The sequence below is a fragment of the Chroococcidiopsis sp. CCALA 051 genome (genome assembly GCF_003015105.1).
GTDB lineage: Bacteria > Cyanobacteriota > Cyanobacteriia > Cyanobacteriales > Chroococcidiopsidaceae > Chroococcidiopsis > Chroococcidiopsis thermalis.
Genome location: NZ_PYCI01000132.1, coordinates 1 through 18,298 on the forward strand (window position 1 = coordinate 1; position 18,298 = coordinate 18,298).

17 protein-coding genes are annotated in these 18,298 nt (G+C 45.1%); 8 read left to right on the forward strand and 9 right to left on the reverse strand.

Features of this window, described 5'->3' with window-relative positions; all coding sequences use genetic code 11:
- A partial coding sequence (gene uvrC / locus C7Y66_RS24545; protein ID WP_146149868.1) for an excinuclease ABC subunit UvrC occupies window positions 1–925 on the reverse strand: 925 nt, incomplete at its 3' end.
- A gap of 494 nt (window positions 926–1,419) precedes the next feature.
- On the opposite strand from uvrC, the gene C7Y66_RS24550 reads away from it, so the two are divergent.
- The gene (locus C7Y66_RS24550; RefSeq protein ID WP_015157212.1) at window positions 1,420–1,599 is read left to right on the forward strand and encodes a hypothetical protein; all 180 of its coding nucleotides are present in this window, start codon (window positions 1,420–1,422) and stop codon (window positions 1,597–1,599) included.
- Between the two features lie 14 nt (window positions 1,600–1,613).
- On the opposite strand, the gene C7Y66_RS24555 is transcribed toward C7Y66_RS24550, so the two are convergent.
- From C7Y66_RS24555 to C7Y66_RS24565, 3 genes are all read right to left on the reverse strand, one after another.
- The gene (locus C7Y66_RS24555) at window positions 1,614–2,021 is read right to left on the reverse strand and encodes a response regulator (RefSeq protein WP_106547587.1); all 408 of its coding nucleotides are present in this window, start codon (window positions 2,019–2,021) and stop codon (window positions 1,614–1,616) included.
- 225 nt (window positions 2,022–2,246) lie between these two features.
- On the reverse strand, window positions 2,247–3,557 hold the full coding sequence (locus C7Y66_RS24560) for an LL-diaminopimelate aminotransferase (protein WP_106547588.1): 1,311 nt from the start codon (window positions 3,555–3,557) through the stop codon (window positions 2,247–2,249).
- Window positions 3,558–3,610: 53 nt separating this feature from the next.
- Window positions 3,611–3,940 carry a co-chaperone YbbN gene (locus C7Y66_RS24565; protein WP_106547589.1) on the reverse strand — a complete coding sequence of 110 codons (330 nt, stop codon included), beginning with the start codon at window positions 3,938–3,940 and terminating at the stop codon, window positions 3,611–3,613.
- Between the two features lie 270 nt (window positions 3,941–4,210).
- Between C7Y66_RS24565 and C7Y66_RS24570 the strand changes: the two genes are divergently transcribed.
- The gene (locus tag C7Y66_RS24570) at window positions 4,211–5,188 is read left to right on the forward strand and encodes an alpha/beta hydrolase (protein ID WP_106547590.1); all 978 of its coding nucleotides are present in this window, start codon (window positions 4,211–4,213) and stop codon (window positions 5,186–5,188) included.
- Window positions 5,189–5,361: 173 nt separating this feature from the next.
- On the opposite strand, the gene C7Y66_RS24575 is transcribed toward C7Y66_RS24570, so the two are convergent.
- Window positions 5,362–6,141: a PspA/IM30 family protein gene (locus C7Y66_RS24575; protein ID WP_106547591.1), complete on the reverse strand. Its 780-nt coding sequence runs from the start codon at window positions 6,139–6,141 to the stop codon at window positions 5,362–5,364.
- A 216-nt stretch (window positions 6,142–6,357) separates the two neighbouring features.
- Window positions 6,358–7,053 (reverse strand): PspA/IM30 family protein, encoded by a 696-nt coding sequence (locus C7Y66_RS24580; protein WP_106169022.1) that lies wholly within the window; start codon window positions 7,051–7,053, stop codon window positions 6,358–6,360.
- 334 nt (window positions 7,054–7,387) lie between these two features.
- Between C7Y66_RS24580 and C7Y66_RS24585 the strand changes: the two genes are divergently transcribed.
- Both C7Y66_RS24585 and C7Y66_RS24590 read left to right on the forward strand, forming a co-directional pair.
- On the forward strand, window positions 7,388–7,951 hold the full coding sequence (locus C7Y66_RS24585) for a DUF721 domain-containing protein (protein ID WP_106547592.1): 564 nt from the start codon (window positions 7,388–7,390) through the stop codon (window positions 7,949–7,951).
- Between the two features lie 406 nt (window positions 7,952–8,357).
- Window positions 8,358–8,666 (forward strand): hypothetical protein, encoded by a 309-nt coding sequence (locus C7Y66_RS24590; protein ID WP_015157204.1) that lies wholly within the window; start codon window positions 8,358–8,360, stop codon window positions 8,664–8,666.
- Window positions 8,667–8,947: 281 nt separating this feature from the next.
- Here the strand turns inward: C7Y66_RS24590 and menB are convergent, their stop codons facing one another.
- Window positions 8,948–9,781, reverse strand: a complete 834-nt coding sequence (gene menB, locus C7Y66_RS24595; protein WP_106547597.1) for a 1,4-dihydroxy-2-naphthoyl-CoA synthase — start codon at window positions 9,779–9,781, stop codon at window positions 8,948–8,950.
- 447 nt (window positions 9,782–10,228) lie between these two features.
- On the opposite strand from menB, the gene C7Y66_RS24600 reads away from it, so the two are divergent.
- Window positions 10,229–11,539 carry a DUF6745 domain-containing protein gene (locus C7Y66_RS24600; protein ID WP_199197611.1) on the forward strand — a complete coding sequence of 437 codons (1,311 nt, stop codon included), beginning with the start codon at window positions 10,229–10,231 and terminating at the stop codon, window positions 11,537–11,539.
- A gap of 170 nt (window positions 11,540–11,709) precedes the next feature.
- Here C7Y66_RS24600 and ilvC read toward each other — a convergent pair whose 3' ends face one another.
- Together ilvC and puuE are read right to left on the reverse strand one after the other, a co-directional pair.
- On the reverse strand, window positions 11,710–12,705 hold the full coding sequence (ilvC, locus tag C7Y66_RS24605) for a ketol-acid reductoisomerase (RefSeq protein WP_106547593.1): 996 nt from the start codon (window positions 12,703–12,705) through the stop codon (window positions 11,710–11,712).
- A 149-nt stretch (window positions 12,706–12,854) separates the two neighbouring features.
- Window positions 12,855–13,766, reverse strand: a complete 912-nt coding sequence (gene puuE, locus C7Y66_RS24610) for an allantoinase PuuE (protein WP_106547594.1) — start codon at window positions 13,764–13,766, stop codon at window positions 12,855–12,857.
- Between the two features lie 149 nt (window positions 13,767–13,915).
- On the opposite strand from puuE, the gene rsmH reads away from it, so the two are divergent.
- The 3 genes from rsmH to cphA all read left to right on the forward strand — a co-directional run bounded on the left by rsmH (window position 13,916) and on the right by cphA (window position 18,182).
- Window positions 13,916–14,827 carry a 16S rRNA (cytosine(1402)-N(4))-methyltransferase RsmH gene (gene rsmH, locus C7Y66_RS24615; protein WP_106547595.1) on the forward strand — a complete coding sequence of 304 codons (912 nt, stop codon included), beginning with the start codon at window positions 13,916–13,918 and terminating at the stop codon, window positions 14,825–14,827.
- Between the two features lie 296 nt (window positions 14,828–15,123).
- On the forward strand, window positions 15,124–15,429 hold the full coding sequence (locus C7Y66_RS24620; protein ID WP_015157196.1) for a hypothetical protein: 306 nt from the start codon (window positions 15,124–15,126) through the stop codon (window positions 15,427–15,429).
- A 140-nt stretch (window positions 15,430–15,569) separates the two neighbouring features.
- Window positions 15,570–18,182: a cyanophycin synthetase gene (cphA, locus tag C7Y66_RS24625; protein ID WP_106547596.1), complete on the forward strand. Its 2,613-nt coding sequence runs from the start codon at window positions 15,570–15,572 to the stop codon at window positions 18,180–18,182.
- The last annotated feature ends 116 nt before the right edge of the window (window positions 18,183–18,298 follow it).

Here is an 18,298-nt window from a genome sequence, read left to right on the forward strand (position 1 = left end):
GTGTGGGTAGGGGCGCATAGCTATGCGCCCCGACTTCGGCGACAAAACCGAGGCGACCGACGAGTTGTCCGGCACGAATTTGAAATAACTGAATGCAGGCGTGCTTTTCGTCTGCTGCCAGGGCGATCGCATCTCGCGAGATCGTATCATCAGGTAGCGATACCTTTTGATCGGCATTCAGCGACTTTAAACCAGCAATTTGGTCGCGAATTCGTGCTGCTGATTCAAAATTTAATGCTTCGGCGCTAGCTTGCATTTGTGCGGTCAAGACATCGATCAATTCCTGCGTTCGTCCTTGGAAGACCATCGCTACCTTTTGCACGGTTTTGCGATATTCTTCGGGAGAAATTAATTTTTGACACACCCCTGGACAGCGCCCTAAGTCGTAATTGAGACACGGACGGTCTTTAAATAACGGTTGCGGGCGTTGGCGCAGAGCAAAAATTCGCTTTGATAGCCGTAGAATCGTTCGCAGCAAGTGAGCGTCAGTGTATGGTCCATAAAACTTGTCTTCTTTTTTACCTTGGCGGCGGTTGCGCGTGATAAAGATGCGCGGGTATTGCTCCGACCAGGTGATACAGACGTAAGGATATTTCTTGTCGTCTTTGAGTAGAACGTTGAAGTAAGGCTGATTCTGCTTGATGAGATTAGCTTCTAAAGCAAGGGCTTCTGCTTCTGTATCGGTAACGATAAACTCAATATCGGCAACCTGTCGCACCATCATAGCAATCCGATCGCTCAGTTGCTTGGGGTCGCGAAAATACGAACGTACCCGCGATCGCAGTTTGCGCGACTTGCCGATGTAAATAATGCGATCGCTGCTGTCGCGCATGAAATAAACCCCTGGTTCGGGAGGAATTTCTTTCAGCCGACTTTCTAATCGCTCTGGATCTCTTACCAGTGGTAATGTCTTCGATGCTGTCACTACCCTCTAAACCCGCTTGCCTTAAGTCTCTTCCTCTGTCATCCTATCAAACTGCACGCAGAAGGGTTGAGGATTGGCGGCTGGAGGTTACAGACTTTAGTTGAACTCTCTATACTGAGGGTGAAATCTCAATTCTCATTCCCAGACTTCGACTTGCTTCCTAATACCTACTAATAGTCAGAGAAGCTTTGTTTATTCCTTACCGCTCTTCTTAACCTATTGATTTGCACCAAATTAATTCTAAAAAGAATATACTGATCGAATAAATTGTCTGCTTTAGCCGAGTTATTTATATTTCTATAATAGTAAATATACTCTTTTTATTTCTAAAGGCGTGATAAATTATACACCAACTATAAAGTATAAATTAAATTTGGGTTGCCAAAGATGAAATTCTCACAGATCGGCTAAATTCTACATTAGCTGAGATTAAATTGGTTCTAGAAGTCAAAAACGATAAGTTATTTGAGGAGCTTGCTGCAATAGGCTGAGTTATGAATATAGAAGAATTTGAACTGAACTATCGAAACGGTATTGATGACACCCTCAACCAGCTTCAGACAGCTGTGTTGTTATTAGCACAGCTCGAAGATCGAATCACAGTTATCGGTCAGGACTTACAAAATCTCAGCCAGACAGTAGAGGAGTTTGTGACGCAACAGCGCGATGAATGATTTCAGAAGAGGTTCTACGATCGCTGTAGTTCTTCTTCTATTGCCTGTTTCAAATCTCTCAAACTGACTGGCTTGACAAAATAACGCTTCGCACCTAATTTCAAAGCTCGCTGCTGGTCGGCTTTGAAAGCAAAAGCAGAAACCACAATAACTGGAATACTTTGATAGTCTTGTCTGCAACTCTTTTGTTCGAGTAAAGTATAACCGTCAATACCTGGTAACTTTAAGTCTAATAAAATTAGTTCGGGTCGAAAGTCAGCCAAAGCTTGAAAAAATCCAGTGCCATCCGCTAAACCCAAAACCTGGTATCCACAAAAAACTAGATAATCTTCCAACATCTGTCGATTGAGATAGTTATCTTCAACCAATAAAATGCGTTTTGGAATAGGGTTGGCTGGTGCAACCGATCCAGCGTTGCTCACTTGTGTAATTAAATAACTGTTGTTGCTTGTATCACACTTCAAAGTCTTATATTGAAGACCAATTTAAACCAAAACTGAATTTACATTTGCGACTAGTTGTTACTTAGCTAGTTATCATTCATATTAATCAAGCACAAGTATAATGGCAAATTGTCACCGAGCGAGCAGTTAGCGAGTGTCGGAAGCAAGCAAGGGTGCAATTACCAAAATTTTCTAATCTTTACTCTAATCATTTAAGAATTGAGCGATCCGATCCACAGCCGTTTCTAAAACATCAGGCGATTGAACCAGAGCAAAACGGACGTATCCTTCACCAGATTTACCAAAACCAGCACCGGGAGAAACTGCAACTCCAGTCGCTTCTACTAATTGAGTGCAAAAGCTGACAGAATCTCTATCCCAAGGTGCAGGTAGTTTTGCCCAGATATACATGGTTGCTTCAGGGATGGGAACTTGCCAGCCAATACGATGCAAAGCACTCACAAAGCGATCGCGGCGTTGGCGAAAAGTTTCTACCATTTTTTGCACTCCAGTTTGGTCGCCACTCAAAGCAGCGATCGCCCCATTTAATATGCCTCGATATTGATTAAAATCGACTGCGGCTTTCACCTGGCGCAAAGCTGCAATCAGTTGAGAATTACCGATTGCATATCCGACGCGGAAGCCTCCCATGTTATATGACTTAGAAAGGGTAAAAAACTCAATCGAAACGCTTTTCTCTGGATCGGCTTGCAAGATAGAAGGAGCTAGGGGAGAATTCGGAATTCGGAATTCGGAATTCGGAATTAATTGTGACTTGTGACTTGTGACTTGTAATTGCTCCCTCAGCCTCCTCAGTTCCCTCAGCTCCCTCAGCTCTGTTCTACTCCCTGCTCCCTGCTCCCTGCTCCCTAAGTCCTCAAACACCAAATCGACATAGGGGAAATCGTGGACTAAAACTAAATCGTGTTGTTGGCAAAAGGCGACTGCCTCGCGGAAGAAGGAAAGGGGTGCGACGGCGGTGGTGGGGTTGTGGGGATAACTCAGTACCATCATCCGCGCCTGTGCTAATACCGGGGCAGGAATGTCGGCTAAAACAGGTAAAAAATTATTTTCTGCCAGCAGGGGCATAGGATAAATTTGACCGCTAGCAAGGTAGACTCCGCCAGCATGGGAAGGATAGCCAGGATCGAGGAGTAAAGCAAAGTCTCCTGGGTTGAGTATGGCTAGAGGTAGATGAGCTGTCCCTTCTTGAGAGCCAATTAAGGGCAGAACTTCAGTTTGTGGATCGACAGCAATACCGAATTTTTGCTCGTACCACTGGGCTGCGGCTTGGCGAAAGTTTTGAGTGCCGTGAAAAAGTAAGTATCCGTGGGTTTTAGGGTCGTGGAGAGATTGGGCGATCGCTTCTGTAACGTGCGCTTCTGCGGATAGATCGGCAGAACCCAAGGACAGGTCGATCGCATCTCGCCCAGCTAATATTGCTCTTGCCTTTGCCCGATCCATATCGGCAAAAACATTTGCTTTCAAGCACTCTAAACGATTGGCAAACTGCATAATTTTTTGAGGAGTTAGGTAGAGGCGCACGACTGTGCGCCCGTAGAAGTTTCTTATTGCTGCAAATAGGTATCTAACATATCGGTAATTTTTTGTTTGCTCAGCGCTCCTTCGGAAGCAGCAATGACCTCCGTACTGCGAATTAAGCGCAGGGCAGGGACTCCTTCTACTTTGTACAGCTTGACTGTAGCAGGGTTAGGATCGACTTCCATTTTCACGACCTTGAGGCGATCGCTATAGTTCTCAGCGACCCAATCAATAGCAGGTGACATCAATCGGCAAGGACCACACCAAGAAGCCCAGAAGTAGATCAATACGGGTCGGTCAGCTTTTACAACTTCTGTTTCAAACTCTTTGTCTGCGATCTGAATTGCGTTGCTCATGTGACTATTCCTTAACAGCCTCTTTTACCACTCAACTATTATCAGTTATCAGTTATCAGTGTAGAGACGTTACATGTAACGTCTGTACAAAGTTATCAGTTATCAGTTATCACTGACCGATCGCTACTGACCGATGACTAATGACCAAACTGGTTTAAACATAAATGCCCAGTTTTCCCAAAATTCATCGGTTGCAGGTGTAGTACTCATAGTATTCTATCTAGCCCTTTGAATTGTCTTGGCGATCGACAGTGATTCCAGAGGATTTGTATGAGTTTTACTGCTATGCGACGAAAATGGGTTATGACTGCGTTAGCGATCGCTATTTTCACAGGTGTAGCCAGAACTAGCAGCGCTCGAACTGCACCAGCAACACCAACACCTTTATTCGAGCGAGTTGCCAGTTACAGTACGACGATCGCGGCGAATCAAAATCCAGCAGACATATATTATCCCCAACAGCCTCCTAAAGAGCAGGGGCGACAGCGATTTCCCGTTGCCTTACTGCTGCCAGGAGCAAATGTTGATAAGTCTAGTTATAGCGATTTCGCCAGAATTGTCGCTAGTTACGGGTTTGTTGTAGTCGTTCCCATTCAACAGCGATCGCTGCCTCAATTTGGATTTACAGGGCTGCTGCCGGATACTTCTCAAATCGACGCAGTTTTAAACCAAATTAAAACGGAAAAATCTAATTCTACTCCAATTGCGAAGATTGTCGATCCTCAAAAACTCACATTACTCGGTCACTCTGCTGGTGGTGCTGTCGGTTTATCTGCGATCGGCAACTTGTGTATTATTCCTGTTACGTGTGAGGGTTCCTTCAAACGTCCTAAAGAGCTTGTAGGTGGGGCATTTTTTGGCACAAGTCTGCGCGACCCAGCAACTCAAGAGTATATTCCCATCAAAAATGCTGGTATTCCTATTGCTCTGATTCAAGGCGATCGCGATAGCATTGCTTTACCCAAAAGAGCGCAAGCTACTTATGCCAATATCCAATCTCCGCCCAAAGCTCTAATTACCGTTTCAGGTGCAAATCATTACGGCATTACGAATACCAATAATCCACCAGGTCCAATCCCAGACTCTAATAAACCACAAATCGAGCAATCGCGGGCAGTCGAAACTATAGCGCGTTGGAGTGCGCTGTTTTTACGGGCGGAGGTATTGGGCGATCGGCAAGCTTTCGATTACGTCTACAAAACGGGAGACGCTCGCGATCGCCGCGTCAGCGTTACTAGCCAACAGTGAACAGTTATCAGTTATCAGGAGTCGTAGGGGCGGGTGCGCGCAAATAGATGAACAACTTCAGCCGGAAATCTAGGCTCAAAACCCGCCCGTACAGGAGCCAGGAGTAATTTTAAATTTTGAATGCGTGAATTTTGAATTCTCCCCTTGTTTCCCTTGTCCTTCGTTGCCAAGATTTACAATTGATCCAACTGTTTTTTCAGGTCTTCTAACTCTGCATCCACAACTGGACTTTTGGCAGCAGTTGACTGCTCGTTTGCTTGTGGTAGAGAAGGTTGATTTGATGATGTTGCTGGACCTAGAGACATTTGAGCTTTTAATGCTGCTAGTTCGTCATCGACATCGCTACCAGCTTCTAATGCAGCAAATTGGCTTTCTAGATCGTTCCCGGCTAGTTCTCCAACCGCCTGCGCTCGGGCTTCTTGCATCATGACTTTTTCTTCCATCCGCTCGAAGGCTGCCATAGCACTGCTAGTACCTAAGCGTCCAACTGTGCCTTGTAGTTGTTCCTGCGCTTTAGCAGCAGAACTACGTGCTTTGAGCATATCTTTTTTCGTCTTCGCCTCAGAAATTTTACTTTCCAAAGCAATCAGGTTGCGCTTGAGGGTATCAATTTGAGTGACTTGCCCATCTAAAGTAGCTTTGAGCGTATTTGCTGTTTCAAGATAATTTTTCTTACGCTCTAGGGCTTGCCGAGCTAAGTTTTCATCGCCTTTTTGCAAAGCTAGACGGGCGTTGCGATCCCACCTTTCTGATTCATTTTGGTTTTGTTTGTATTGCTGTTCGGTACGTTTCTGGGCAGCGATCGCTTGAGCAACACCTTGTCGCAACTGAATTAAATCTTCCTGCATTTCTAGAAGCGCTTGCTCTAGAATTTTTTCTGGATCTTCTGCCTTGCTGACTAAATCGTTGAGGTTAGATTTGACAACCCTGCTAATCCGGTCAAATAATCCCATAATTGTGCTTTTCCTTCGGAGTTCACGGTTTGAGTAGTAGGTAGCGAGTGCTGGCGCAGCACGAATGATTTATGTTTGCTCAAAGCAAAGTTAATTCATCTCTGCTTTTATTCTTAACATATGCCCTATATACAGTTATCAGTTATCGGTTATTAGTTATCAGGGTGTAGGGTGTAGGGTGTGGGGTGTGTGTGGTACGTGGTAACTGGTCACTGGTCACTGGTCACTGTTGGGTAGTTGCGGCGGGGGTGTTTGTCCTGAAAGTTGTGCTTTCATGCTGGCAAGTTCAGAATCAATGTCGCTGCTGGCTTCTAGGGCGGCGAATTGTTTTTGCAAGTCGTCGCTACTTAATTCGGCGATCGCCTCTGATTGAGCTTCTAGCTGCAAAACTTTTTCTTCCATCCGCTCAAACGCACCCAGAGAACTCGTTGTATTGACACCCCCTATCATTTCATTCAGTCTTTGAGTAGCTTGTGCCGATCGCGCCCTAGCGATATACATATCTTTCTTAGTCCGCGCTTCAGAAATTTTGCTCTCCAGTGTTTGCAAATCTTTCTTCAGCCTGACGACGATGTTATTTTGCTGTTCGATTTGGGCTGTGAGAGCAGTAGCCGTGTCTTGATAGGATTTGCGGCGCGTCAGTGCTTCCCGTGCTAACACGTCGTTCCCTTGCTGTAGGGCAAGTTGAGCGCGACGATACCATTCTTCAGAGTTAGACTGAGCTTGGTGAGCCTGTCTTTCGGTGCGCTTTTGGGTGGCGATCGCCTGTGCTACAGCCTGTCGCAGTTGAACTAAATCTTCCTGCATATCCATGACCGTTTGCTCCAGAATTTTTTCTGGATCTTCCGCTTGCCCAACCAAGGCATTAAAATTAGCGCGAATAACTCTGAGGATGCGGTCAATCAATCCCATGACAGCTCTCCATTCTGATGAACGACTTAATTGGTGTTGTTCTGACTTAAAGCTAAATTCCTCCAACCCGTCACTGGCAAAAGCTAAATTGCTCAACAACTAATTTAGTTAGAGTATTAAACACATGGTATCTTACCTGAGATTCAGTTATTCAGTTATCAGTTATCAGGGTGTGGGTAATGGGTAATGGGTAATGGGTAATGGGTAGTTGGTGGTTGGTAGTTGTTGGCTAACAGATATTGCACCTGAAGCTCCCCTGCACCTGAAACCCCTATGCTCCCTCAGCTCCGCGACTCTCCCTCAGCTCCCTCAGCTCTCTTCTCCCCGACTCCCCATGTCTTTAAATTCTTTAGGAAACATATTAGATACTGTCAAACAAGAAAGTCGCTGGCAAGAGCAGCCGATGCAACGGATTTTGCAGTGCTGGGTTGAGGCTGTTGGGGCAATGGTGGCTACTCATACTCGCCCAGTTTCCGTGCAAAGACAAGTTCTCTGGGTTGCAACTTCTAGTGCTGTCTGGGCGCAAGAACTCGCTTTCAGACGACAGCGGATTTTAGAGAAGTTAAATGCTCAATTATCGCAACCTTTGCTAGATATTCGCTTTTCTAGCGCTCAGTGGCAGCAGCTAGCAAAACAGGATTCATTAATTGGCGATCGCACTTCTTCTAGTTCCAGGTCAGGGTGCGATCACCCGAGTTGGGTTGGCAACGATTCAGCCGCAAAGGGCGATCGCCAGCCTCGGTTTCGCCATCCTCAAGCAGCGTTTAAACACTGGACTGAAGTAACACAGACGCGATCGCGTCACTTACCCTTATGCCCTCAGTGTCAGTGTCATACCCCTGTAGGCGAACTAGAGCGATGGGGAATTTGTTCGATTTGTGCTGCGAAGCAGTGGTAAGAATAGCTGCTGGCATTTCATCAAAAGCTACTTTTATTAGGATCTTCTTTCAATATTTATTGAAGTCCAAAAATACCTCTAGCGATAGAGGCGAGATGATTTGTAGTAAATTTACTGTTGGCTAAAATTCCCTCTTCAGTTTCGCGGTTTTAGAGCATTTTTCTTTGTGAAAGTCAATGTAAGTTTTACGAGTTTAAGATTTTCTTCCAATTGATCCCCAATTGTTTTGGCTTGAATTTAAGTAGTTATTATTTGAGCCTTCTGGGACAAGTCTAAATAAATTCTAAAATTATTTTTAGCTTTGAGAGCGCTAGAACCTAGAGTGATTCTTCAGTTGATGCCTCTGAGTCCCTAAAACCCTAGAGGCAAAATAAATGCTGTAGACCCATCCACAACAGCTACTTATATGACCAGCTGCAATCCTGCAACTTCTGCCTGTCGTTATTGTCAGCACTACCAGCCAGAAGGACGGCGAGGAGGTAAGTGTCAGATTCTCGAAGTGCCAGTTCAGGGCAATTGGAAAGCTTGTAGTTTAGCTGTAACTGCTTTTGCTTCCAATTGGGAAAGTTTAGTAGAAGAAATGATGTCTTTGACTTCTGCTTCCGTGCTTGCTGCTCCTGTCGCAACTACTCTCAAACTGCCTGAGCCTGAGTTACTAGAAACAGAGTTCAGCCACGTTCGTATTCAGAGACAGCAACAGGCGTTACTAGCTTAGTTGTATCTTTATGTAACGGTTTTTTGGCTCCAGCTAAATACACCAAAGATGTAATTTAAACCTAATTTAATTTAAAAAAATCCGACCAATCATTTTAAAACCTATATCGCATCCTCAGTTGAGTGGTGCGATTTTTTTATTGACAAAAAGTTGAAGAGACACGCGATAGCGTCTCTTCATAGCAATTCTCGATTGTATGGATGACATTTGTAGGGGCGCACAACTGTGCGCCCCTACCAGACGTGTATTGCATCCAATTGAAAACCGCTATCAACTCAAAATTAAGGCAACCAAGGATATTGGCGAAAATCTGGCTGGCGCTTTTCTAAAAATGCCTGTTTGCCTTCGGTTCCTTCTTCTGTCATGTAGTAAAGTAAAGTGGCGTTACCAGCTAGTTCTTGTAAGCCTGCTTGTCCATCACAATCGGCGTTAAAAGCGGCTTTGAGACAACGGATTGCCAAGGGGCTTTTTTGTAAAATTTCACTTGCCCATTGAACTCCCTCTGCTTCTAGTTGTTCGACGGGAACGACGCAGTTAACCAAACCCATTTCTAAGGCTTCGGTAGCATTATATTGACGGCAAAGAAACCAAATTTCTCGCGCTTTTTTTTGTCCGACAATTCGCGCCAGATAGCTAGCCCCAAACCCACCATCAAAACTCCCAACTTTGGGACCTGTCTGTCCGAATATGGCATTATCAGCGGCGATAGTGAGGTCGCAAACGACGTGCAGGACGTGTCCCCCTCCAATCGCATATCCCGCTACCAAAGCAATGACAACTTTGGGCATAGAACGGATCAGGCGCTGTAAATCTAAAACATTTAAGCGGGGAGTTCCTTCATCGTCAACATAACCAGCTTTACCCCTAACGCTTTGGTCGCCGCCCGCACAGAAGGCATATTTACCATCGGTATGAGGTCCAGCACCCGTGAGCAAAATAACGCCGATGTTCCTGTCTTCCCGCGCATCACAAAATGCATCGTACATTTCAAAGATGGTTTTGGGACGAAAGGCATTGCGTTTATGGGGACGGTTGATGGTGATTTTAGCAATTCCGTCTGTTTTGTGATAAAGGATGTCTTCGTAGGTTTTGGCTATTTGCCAGTTAACTTGCATGGGTTTAAAGTGCGATCGCATTTTATCGCTTGAACTATGGCTTGAAAATTTTATCTTAGTATCTAGCGTTAGCGGAGCTAAACGAAGTTATCGCGCTTACTTCCTACAACAAGTACCGGAGATTTGGCGAGTCTTTTTCAAGCGATCCTGTATTAAAGATGACTTTATCAATGCAATGTGCAACTTTTTCTTGTTCCCCCCTTATGTAAGGAGGGTTAGGGGGGATCTTTGAATCAGTGGCGTAGTCCTGCGATCCCCAACTGAGTTAAAAAGAGGGCTCTTAAAAGTCACACATGGGGTCACCAGGTTGAATCTATCCCTTACTGAAGGCGATTAGTGACGAGCTAGTTTTGCCAAAAATAACAACAACCTACAAGCACAAATCTTTTATGTTTAAAATGATACACAGTATGCCTGCGATCGACAATACGTAAATAGTAACTAAAGATGCCTGAAATTCCATCGGATAAATCTCCAAACCAAGAAACGCCTATCGAAGAGATAGTTCAAGTCCTGTTTCAAAGTTTTTCTGACTCTATGAAAGCATTGACTGAACCAAATAATTTCTCAGCACAATCTTCTACAGAAGAGTTTAAAGGCACGCTCAAACCAGAAAACATCCCTGAAGTTACTCTACAAGTTGCTTTAGAACAAGTATTAGAATATGTGAATTCAAGAAATTCTATAGAAAAATCTACAACATTAATTACAAAACTCACTCCAGAACAAGAAGCTTTGATTCTGGTATATCAAGAAAAGTGGAAAGAAATCGCATTTTCTACCGAACGTATAGATCGCCAAAAAGCCGCTGAAGCAGTGAAAGCAATATATAACATCGAGCAATCTCCCAAAGAACCAGAAATTCTGTTTTTTGATAGTCCTTATGGGGCTTTATCAGTATTAGATGAGTTATTGGCAACCCAATCATTAAAAATTATCGGCAACCAACTTTTATTTCAGCTTGAAAATAAAATTAAGGGTCAACTAGATGACCAGTTTGAAATTCAAATACGTTGCCAACTAGATAGCAATTTTAAGCAAGTAGTAGAGCTTTTAAGTAGTCTAGTAGCTAAACAAATACCTCTCCGCAAACGTGGTAATCTGTCCTACAGCATTCCCTACTATTCGTCTTCTTCAGGAATAGTTTCAGAACTCTATCTAGATTTTTGCTTCTCAGTTTTAAATTGTACTTGCGATCGAGAAAAATGGTCGGTGTTTCAATCTTTGAGTCAACATTGCGGCTGGGTTTATTTTTTTGAAGAGACTTGTATTATATGCAATCGCCCCAGTCAAATAAGATTTGACAGCGAAGGACGCATTCATGGTGAAGGAGAACCTGCGATTCAGTTTGCTGATGGATTTAGCGTGTATGCTTACCACGGTGATTGGATTCCTGAAAAATATGGACAAATATCACCTAAAGAATGGCAGTCACAGTGGTTATTAGAAACAGAAGATGCAGAGTTGCGGCAAGTTCTGATTCAAGAAATTGGTTACACGCGCATGTGCCAAGAATTAGATACAATCCAATTAGATACTTGGCAAGAATATACTCTATTAAAAATTCATTTGAATGAAGAGATTGATAGATTTTTTTGGACGGTAGAACCTCACAAGCAGCCAATTCACTTGTTAATAATAACTGATTCCAGCACGGGTAGCATTCATGTAAGGCGCGTGTCACCTGAGATTAACTCAGTCAGAGAGGCGATTGGTTCGGTGGATTGGAGTACGGATTCAGAGGAATTTAGAGTTTAAATTTAGAGATATTGCCTAATATCGATTTACTTTTTGACTACGGCATAAGAGATCCCCCCAACCCCCCTTAAAAAGGGGGGCTAAGAATGGCTTTTTTCCCTTGTTTAAGGGGGAGTATGAGAGTCTCCGTTTTAAAAGTTCCCCTTGTCAAGGAGGATTTAGGGGGATCGTTAATCTTGCTTCATCCAGCTGAACATGGCACGCAAATCTTTGCCAACTTCCTCAATTGGATGTTCGGCTTCTTGACGGCGTGTGGCAGTAAATCCAGGTTTCCCAGCTTGGTTTTCTAATACGAATTCCCGCGCAAATTGACCCGATTGAATTTCTTGCAGCACTTTCTTCATCTCTGCTTTGGTCTGCTCGGTGACAATCCGAGGACCGCGAGTATAATCGCCATATTCGGCAGTATTGGAAATGCTATCGCGCATTTTTGCCAAACCACCTTCGACAATTAAATCAACAATTAACTTGACTTCATGCAGACATTCAAAATATGCCAATTCCGGTTGATAACCAGCATCAACTAACGTTTCAAAACCTGCTTTAATTAGCGCGCTCAAACCACCACACAATACTGCTTGTTCGCCAAATAAATCGGTTTCTGTCTCTTCTCTAAATGTGGTTTCGAGAATACCAGCGCGAGTTCCACCAATACCTTTAGCGTAAGCCATAGCGCGATCGCGGGCTTGTCCGCTAGCATCCTGATATACGGCAAACAAACAGGGTACGCCTTGTCCTTGTTCGTATGTCCGTCTTACTAAATGCCCTGGTCCCTTCGGTGCAACCATGACGACATCTACATTAGCAGGAGGCACGACCTGAGCAAAATGAATGTTAAATCCGTGGGCAAAAGCTAAGACTTTACCTTCTTTCAAATGCGGTGCAATTTCTTGTTGGTAAACGCTTTTTTGCACTTCATCCGGCAGCAGAATCATGATTAAGTCTGCTTTTTGTGCTGCCTCAGCTACCGGATATACTGTTAAACCCGCAGCTTTGGCTTTTTCTGCTGACTTGCTGCCAGGATACAGCCCGACTATGACATTTATACCGCTATCTTTGAGATTGAGGGCGTGGGCGTGACCTTGAGAGCCGTAGCCGATAATTGCAACTGTTTTCTGCGCTAATAAATCTAAATTGGCATCTGTGTCATAGTACATCCGAGCCATAACAACAACTCTCCTTGGGGGCAAGCATCTAAAGTCTGCAAACTTTCTATAATACCTGAAATTGGGTAATTGGTAATTGATAATTGGTAATTAGTAACAATCAAGCGTTTTGACTTTTGACTTTTGACTTTTGACTTTTGACTTACTTATTACCCTTTGGGCTGATGGTGTTCGTGCCAGTGACGGGCAATGTCGATGCGGCGACAGATCCAAACGCGATCGCGCTGCTGAATATAATCGAGAAAACGTGCCAAAGCCGCAGTCCTACCAGGTCTACCGACAAGGCGACAATGTAACCCAATACTCATCATTTTGGGGGCTGTTTCTCCCTCGGCGTACAAAACATCAAAAGCATCGCGCAGATAGGCAAAGAATTGATCGCCTGAATTAAACCCTTGCGCCGTCGCAAAACGCATGTCGTTGTTATCTAAGGTATAAGGAATGACGAGATGGGGTTTACCGTAGTCATGCACCCAGTAAGGCAGATCGTCGGCGTAGCTGTCGGAGTCGTAGAGAAACCCGCCTTCTTCTACTACCAACTTGCGAGTATGGGGGCTATTGCGTCCCGTATACCAGCCGAGGGGACGGCTTCCCGTTGCTTGGGTATGAATGGCGATCGCTTTTTGTAAATGCTCTCGTTCTAAATCCTCGCCAAAATATTTATAGTCAATCCAGCGATAGCCGTGGCTGGCAATTTCCCAATCTGCTTCTTGTATGGCGGCTACTGCTTCGGGGTTGCGTTCTAACGCCATCGCTACCCCGTACACCGTAACGGGAATCCCTCTTTGCGTAAACAGCCGATACAGCCGCCAAAACCCCGCCCGACTGCCATATTCATACATGGACTCAATATTCATGTGCCGCGCCCCTGCTAAAGGTTCTGCGCCGATAATTTCTGACAAAAAGGCTTCAGAAGCCATATCTCCATGTAGAATGCAGTTCTCTCCACCTTCTTCGTAGTTAATCACAAATTGAACCGCTACGCGGGCTTGTTTTTGCCATTGGGGATCGGGAGGGGTACGACCGTAACCAATTAAATCGCGGGGATATGGTGTAGGCATTGTGTCTGTGTACTTATACGAGAAATTTCAGCGGCAGCGATCGTCGTTATTTTCAACGATAGTACTCGCGACCTAGAGAAAAAAATCGGCAAAATAGAGGGAGCAACGATTTACACCAAACTAAAAAATACTAAACAAACAACCTCCAAATGAATGTTACCCCCACACCGCTAGAACCAGAAATCCTAGAACCAGCTACATTCAGCCACGTTCCTGTATTGAGCCGAGAGTTAATCGCTGGTTTGGCAGTGCGAGCGGAGGGACACTATCTAGATGCTACCGTCGGAGGTGGGGGTCATAGCAGGCTAATTTTGCAAGCTGCGCCAGATGTGAAGCTAACAGCACTCGATCGCGATGCAGCCGCGATCGCCGCAGCCCAAACTCAACTAGCAGAATTTGGCGATCGAGTACAATTTTTACGGAGTAATTTCGCGACTTACACCCCTCAAAACGCAACTTTTGATGGTATTATCGCCGATTTAGGTGTAAGTTCTTACCAATTTGATACAGCGGCAAGAGGCTTTAGTTTTCGCCATGAAGCGCCCCTAGATATGCGTATGGACGATCGCCAATCTCTGACAGCGGCGGAAGCGATTAACACCTGGGATGAAAAAAAACTAGCAGATATTTTCTTTCATTATGGCGAGGAAAGATTTTCACGCCGGATTGCTCGGCGGATTGTGGAAAAACGCCCGTTTCATACGACGACAGAACTAGCTGCTGCGATCGCCTCTGCTGTTCCTGGTGCATATCGTCATGGAAGGATTCACCCTGCTACCCGCGTGTTTCAAGCATTGCGAATTGCTATAAATGACGAACTAACCTCCCTTGAACATTTCCTGCAACTAGCACCAACTTGGCTTAAACCAGGGGGAAGTCTTATCGTTATTAGTTTTCACAGTTTAGAAGATCGGATTGTCAAAAATGCCTTCCGAGCGTCCGAGCTATTACAAATTATTACTAAAAAACCACTCATTGCCCAAACAGATGAACTAGCCCAAAATCCTCGCTCTCGCTCAGCTAAGTTACGAATAGCAACAAGAAGAGATGGTAATGGGTAATGGGTAGTTGGTAGTTGATTGTCAGTTGTCAGTAAGAGCGTGAAGAAAGGATGTGGGGTGTGGGGTGTAAAGATTTTAAATTTCTTTCTCCCTCAGCTTCCTCAGCTCCCGATCGCTGGGCGACTCTCTCTTCTCCCTGCTCCCTACTCCCTTAGCTTGATTTCCGATGCGATCGTTCACAAATCCTTCACATCTTTTGCCTAAGCTCTAAGCTAATTGGAGTCAAGAGCTACAAAATGCAGGTTTGATGAGGGATATTCAAACTCCGCGATCGCATACAAAGGAAAACAAGTCATATGGATTCAAACTGGAAACATAAAACTAAATTTCCGCTTCGTTTATATCTCAAACAACTATTTTTTGGTTCTCTGGATAAAGTTATTCTCAGCCCTACTGCTTTTTGGTATACGTACCAGATCGAGCTTTTAGAAAAATGTTGGCTACAAGATATAAGTCAGCAATTAGAAGACTATTTATATGATAATTGGGACTTCTTCTTAATTGAAAACCACTGGGACTTTTATTGGATGTATCAAGTAGAACGCTGTTGGGAACGAGATTGCATAGAATTTTTAGAAAATTGTTGGCTGCAAGAAGAATAAAGTCAAAAGTTAAAAGTCACAAGTCAAAATCGAGGAGACAGGCGACAAAAGACAGAAGTTATGACTAACCACCGATCGTTAGTCACTAATAACTACTCACTTCCCAATAACTACAAATTGCCCAGGAGGAATGAATTAGGATGAGAATTCTTAAAGTTCAAACATTGCGGGGTCCAAACTACTGGAGCATTCGCCGCCATCAACTAGTTGCTATGCAGCTAGACTTGCAAGAATTGGCAGAAAAACCATCTAATGAAATTCCAGGTTTTTACAAGGGTTTAGTTGAAGCACTACCCAGCTTAGAGGGACATTTCTGTTCTCCTGGGTGTCGCGGCGGCTTCCTAATGCGGCTACGAGAAGGCACGATGATGGGTCATGTAGTCGAACACGTAGCCTTAGAACTACAAGAACTAGCAGGAATGCCAGCAGGCTTTGGACGTACCCGCGAGACGGCTACTGCTGGGGTTTATCACGTTGTATTCGAGTACGAAAACGAGAAAGCCGGACGCTATGCAGCCCGTGCCGCTGTGAGGCTGTGTCAAAGTATTTTGGATCTGGGATACTATCCCCAATCGGAACTAGAACGAGATCTTCAAGATCTCAAAGCACTTCACCAAGATGCGGCTTTGGGTTCTAGTACAGAAGCAATTATTCAAGCAGCAGAGGCGCGAGATATTCCTTGGATGCAACTCGGGGCGCGTTATTTAATTCAACTCGGCTATGGCAAACGGCAGAAGCGCATACAGGCAACTTTAAGCGGCAACACGGGTCTTTTAGGTGTCGAACTTGCCTCTGATAAAGAAGCTACTAAATATATTCTCAGCAATGCTGGCGTACCCGTTCCTAGAGGTACGGCGATCGATTATTTTGACGAACTAGAAGATGCGATCGCCTCTGTTGGTGGTTATCCCATCGTTATCAAACCGCTAGACGGCAACCACGGTAGAGGCATTACACTCGATATTCAAACTTGGGAAGCCGCAGAAGCCGCCTATGATGCAGCCAAAGCAGTTTCTCGATCCATTATTGTCGAACGCTACTATCAAGGGCGCGACCATCGCGTAGTTGTAGTTGATGGTAAAGTTGTCGCAGTTGCCGAACGCATTCCCGCTCATGTTGTGGGAGATGGTAGGAGTACGATTGAGGAATTAATCGAAATTATCAATCAAGACCCCGATCGCGGCGACGGACACGATAATATCCTCACCCGCATTCAGCTCGATCGCAATAGCGATCGCCTCTTAGCACAACAGGGCTACAGCTTAGATAGTATTCTAGACCGAGATGAAATTTGCTATCTACGAGCTACAGCAAACCTTAGCACTGGTGGTATTGCTTGCGATCGCACTGATGAAATTCACCCGGAAAACATTTGGCTAGCGCAACGTGTAGCAAAAATTATCGGTCTAGATATTGCCGGAATCGATATTGTTACCCCAGATATCAGCCGTCCTTTGCGAGAAGTGGGTGGCGTAGTGGTAGAAGTGAATGCCGCGCCTGGTTTTCGGATGCATACCCATCCCAGCCAGGGTAAGCCTCGCGATGTTGCGGGGGCAGTTATCAACATGCTGTTTCCCCCCGGTAAATCCAGCCGCGTTCCCATCCTTGCTGTCACCGGAACCAATGGTAAAACCACAACCACGCGCTTACTTGCCCATATCGTCAAGCAAACTGGTAAGACTGTCGGCTACACCACAACCGATGGGACGTATATCGGCGATTGTTTAGTCGATCGAGGCGATAATACAGGTCCTCAAAGCGCTCGGTTAATTCTGCAAGACCCCACGGTAGACGTGGCTGTATTAGAAGCAGCACGAGGCGGAATTTTGCGCTCTGGGTTGGGATTCAATGCCTGCGATCTCGGAATTATTTTGAATGTAGCTGCCGATCATTTAGGAATTGGCGACATTAATACAGTCGAGCAACTAGCTCACCTCAAGAGTGTCGTTGCAGAAACCGTATTTCCCCACGGTTATGCTATTCTCAACGCTGACGATCCTTTAGTTGCAGCAATGGCAAAACGGGTGAAAGCTCAAATAGCCTACTTTTCACTCAACCCAAATAATCCCATCGTGCGAGAACATACTCGACATGGGGGCTTAGCGGCAGTACATGAAGACGGTTATTTGTCAATACTGCAAGGAGAAATCAAACTACGACTCGAACAAGCAGTCAACGTACCGCTAACGATGGGCGGACGCGCCAACTTTGCGATCGCCAATGCCTTAGCTGCGAGTTTGGCAGCATTTACCCAAAGAATCCCCTTGGGACAGATTAAAGCTGGATTGCAGACATTTCAACCATCTGCCAGCCAAACCCCAGGTAGGATGAATTTATTTGAGTTAGGCGATTATCATGCATTAGTTGACTACGCCCATAACCCCCATAGTTACGAGGCATTGGGTAGCTTTGTTCGCAACTGGCAAGGAGAAAGGATCGGTGTAATCGGGGGACCTGGCGATCGCCGCGACGAAGACTTCATCACCTTGGGCAAACTCGCCGCCGAAATGTTTGACTTTATTATCGTCAAAGAAGACGACGATACGCGCGGTCGTCCCCGTGGCGATGCCGCAGACTTAATCGAAAAAGGCATCCGTCAAGCCAATTCCGACTGCCACTACGAATCCATTTTGGCAGAGACAAGAGCCATTAACACCGCCCTCGACATGGCTTCCCGTGGTAGTTTAGTAGTCGTCCTCCCCGAAAGCGTCAGTCGTGCCATTCGTTTGATTGAATCGCGAAAGAGTGGCTAGTGACTAGTGGCTAGTGGCTACCGACCTCTTTTCACGCACCACGCACCACGCACCACTCACTACACCCTACACCCTACACCCCACACCCCAAGGTATGACCCCCTAACCCGCCCCTC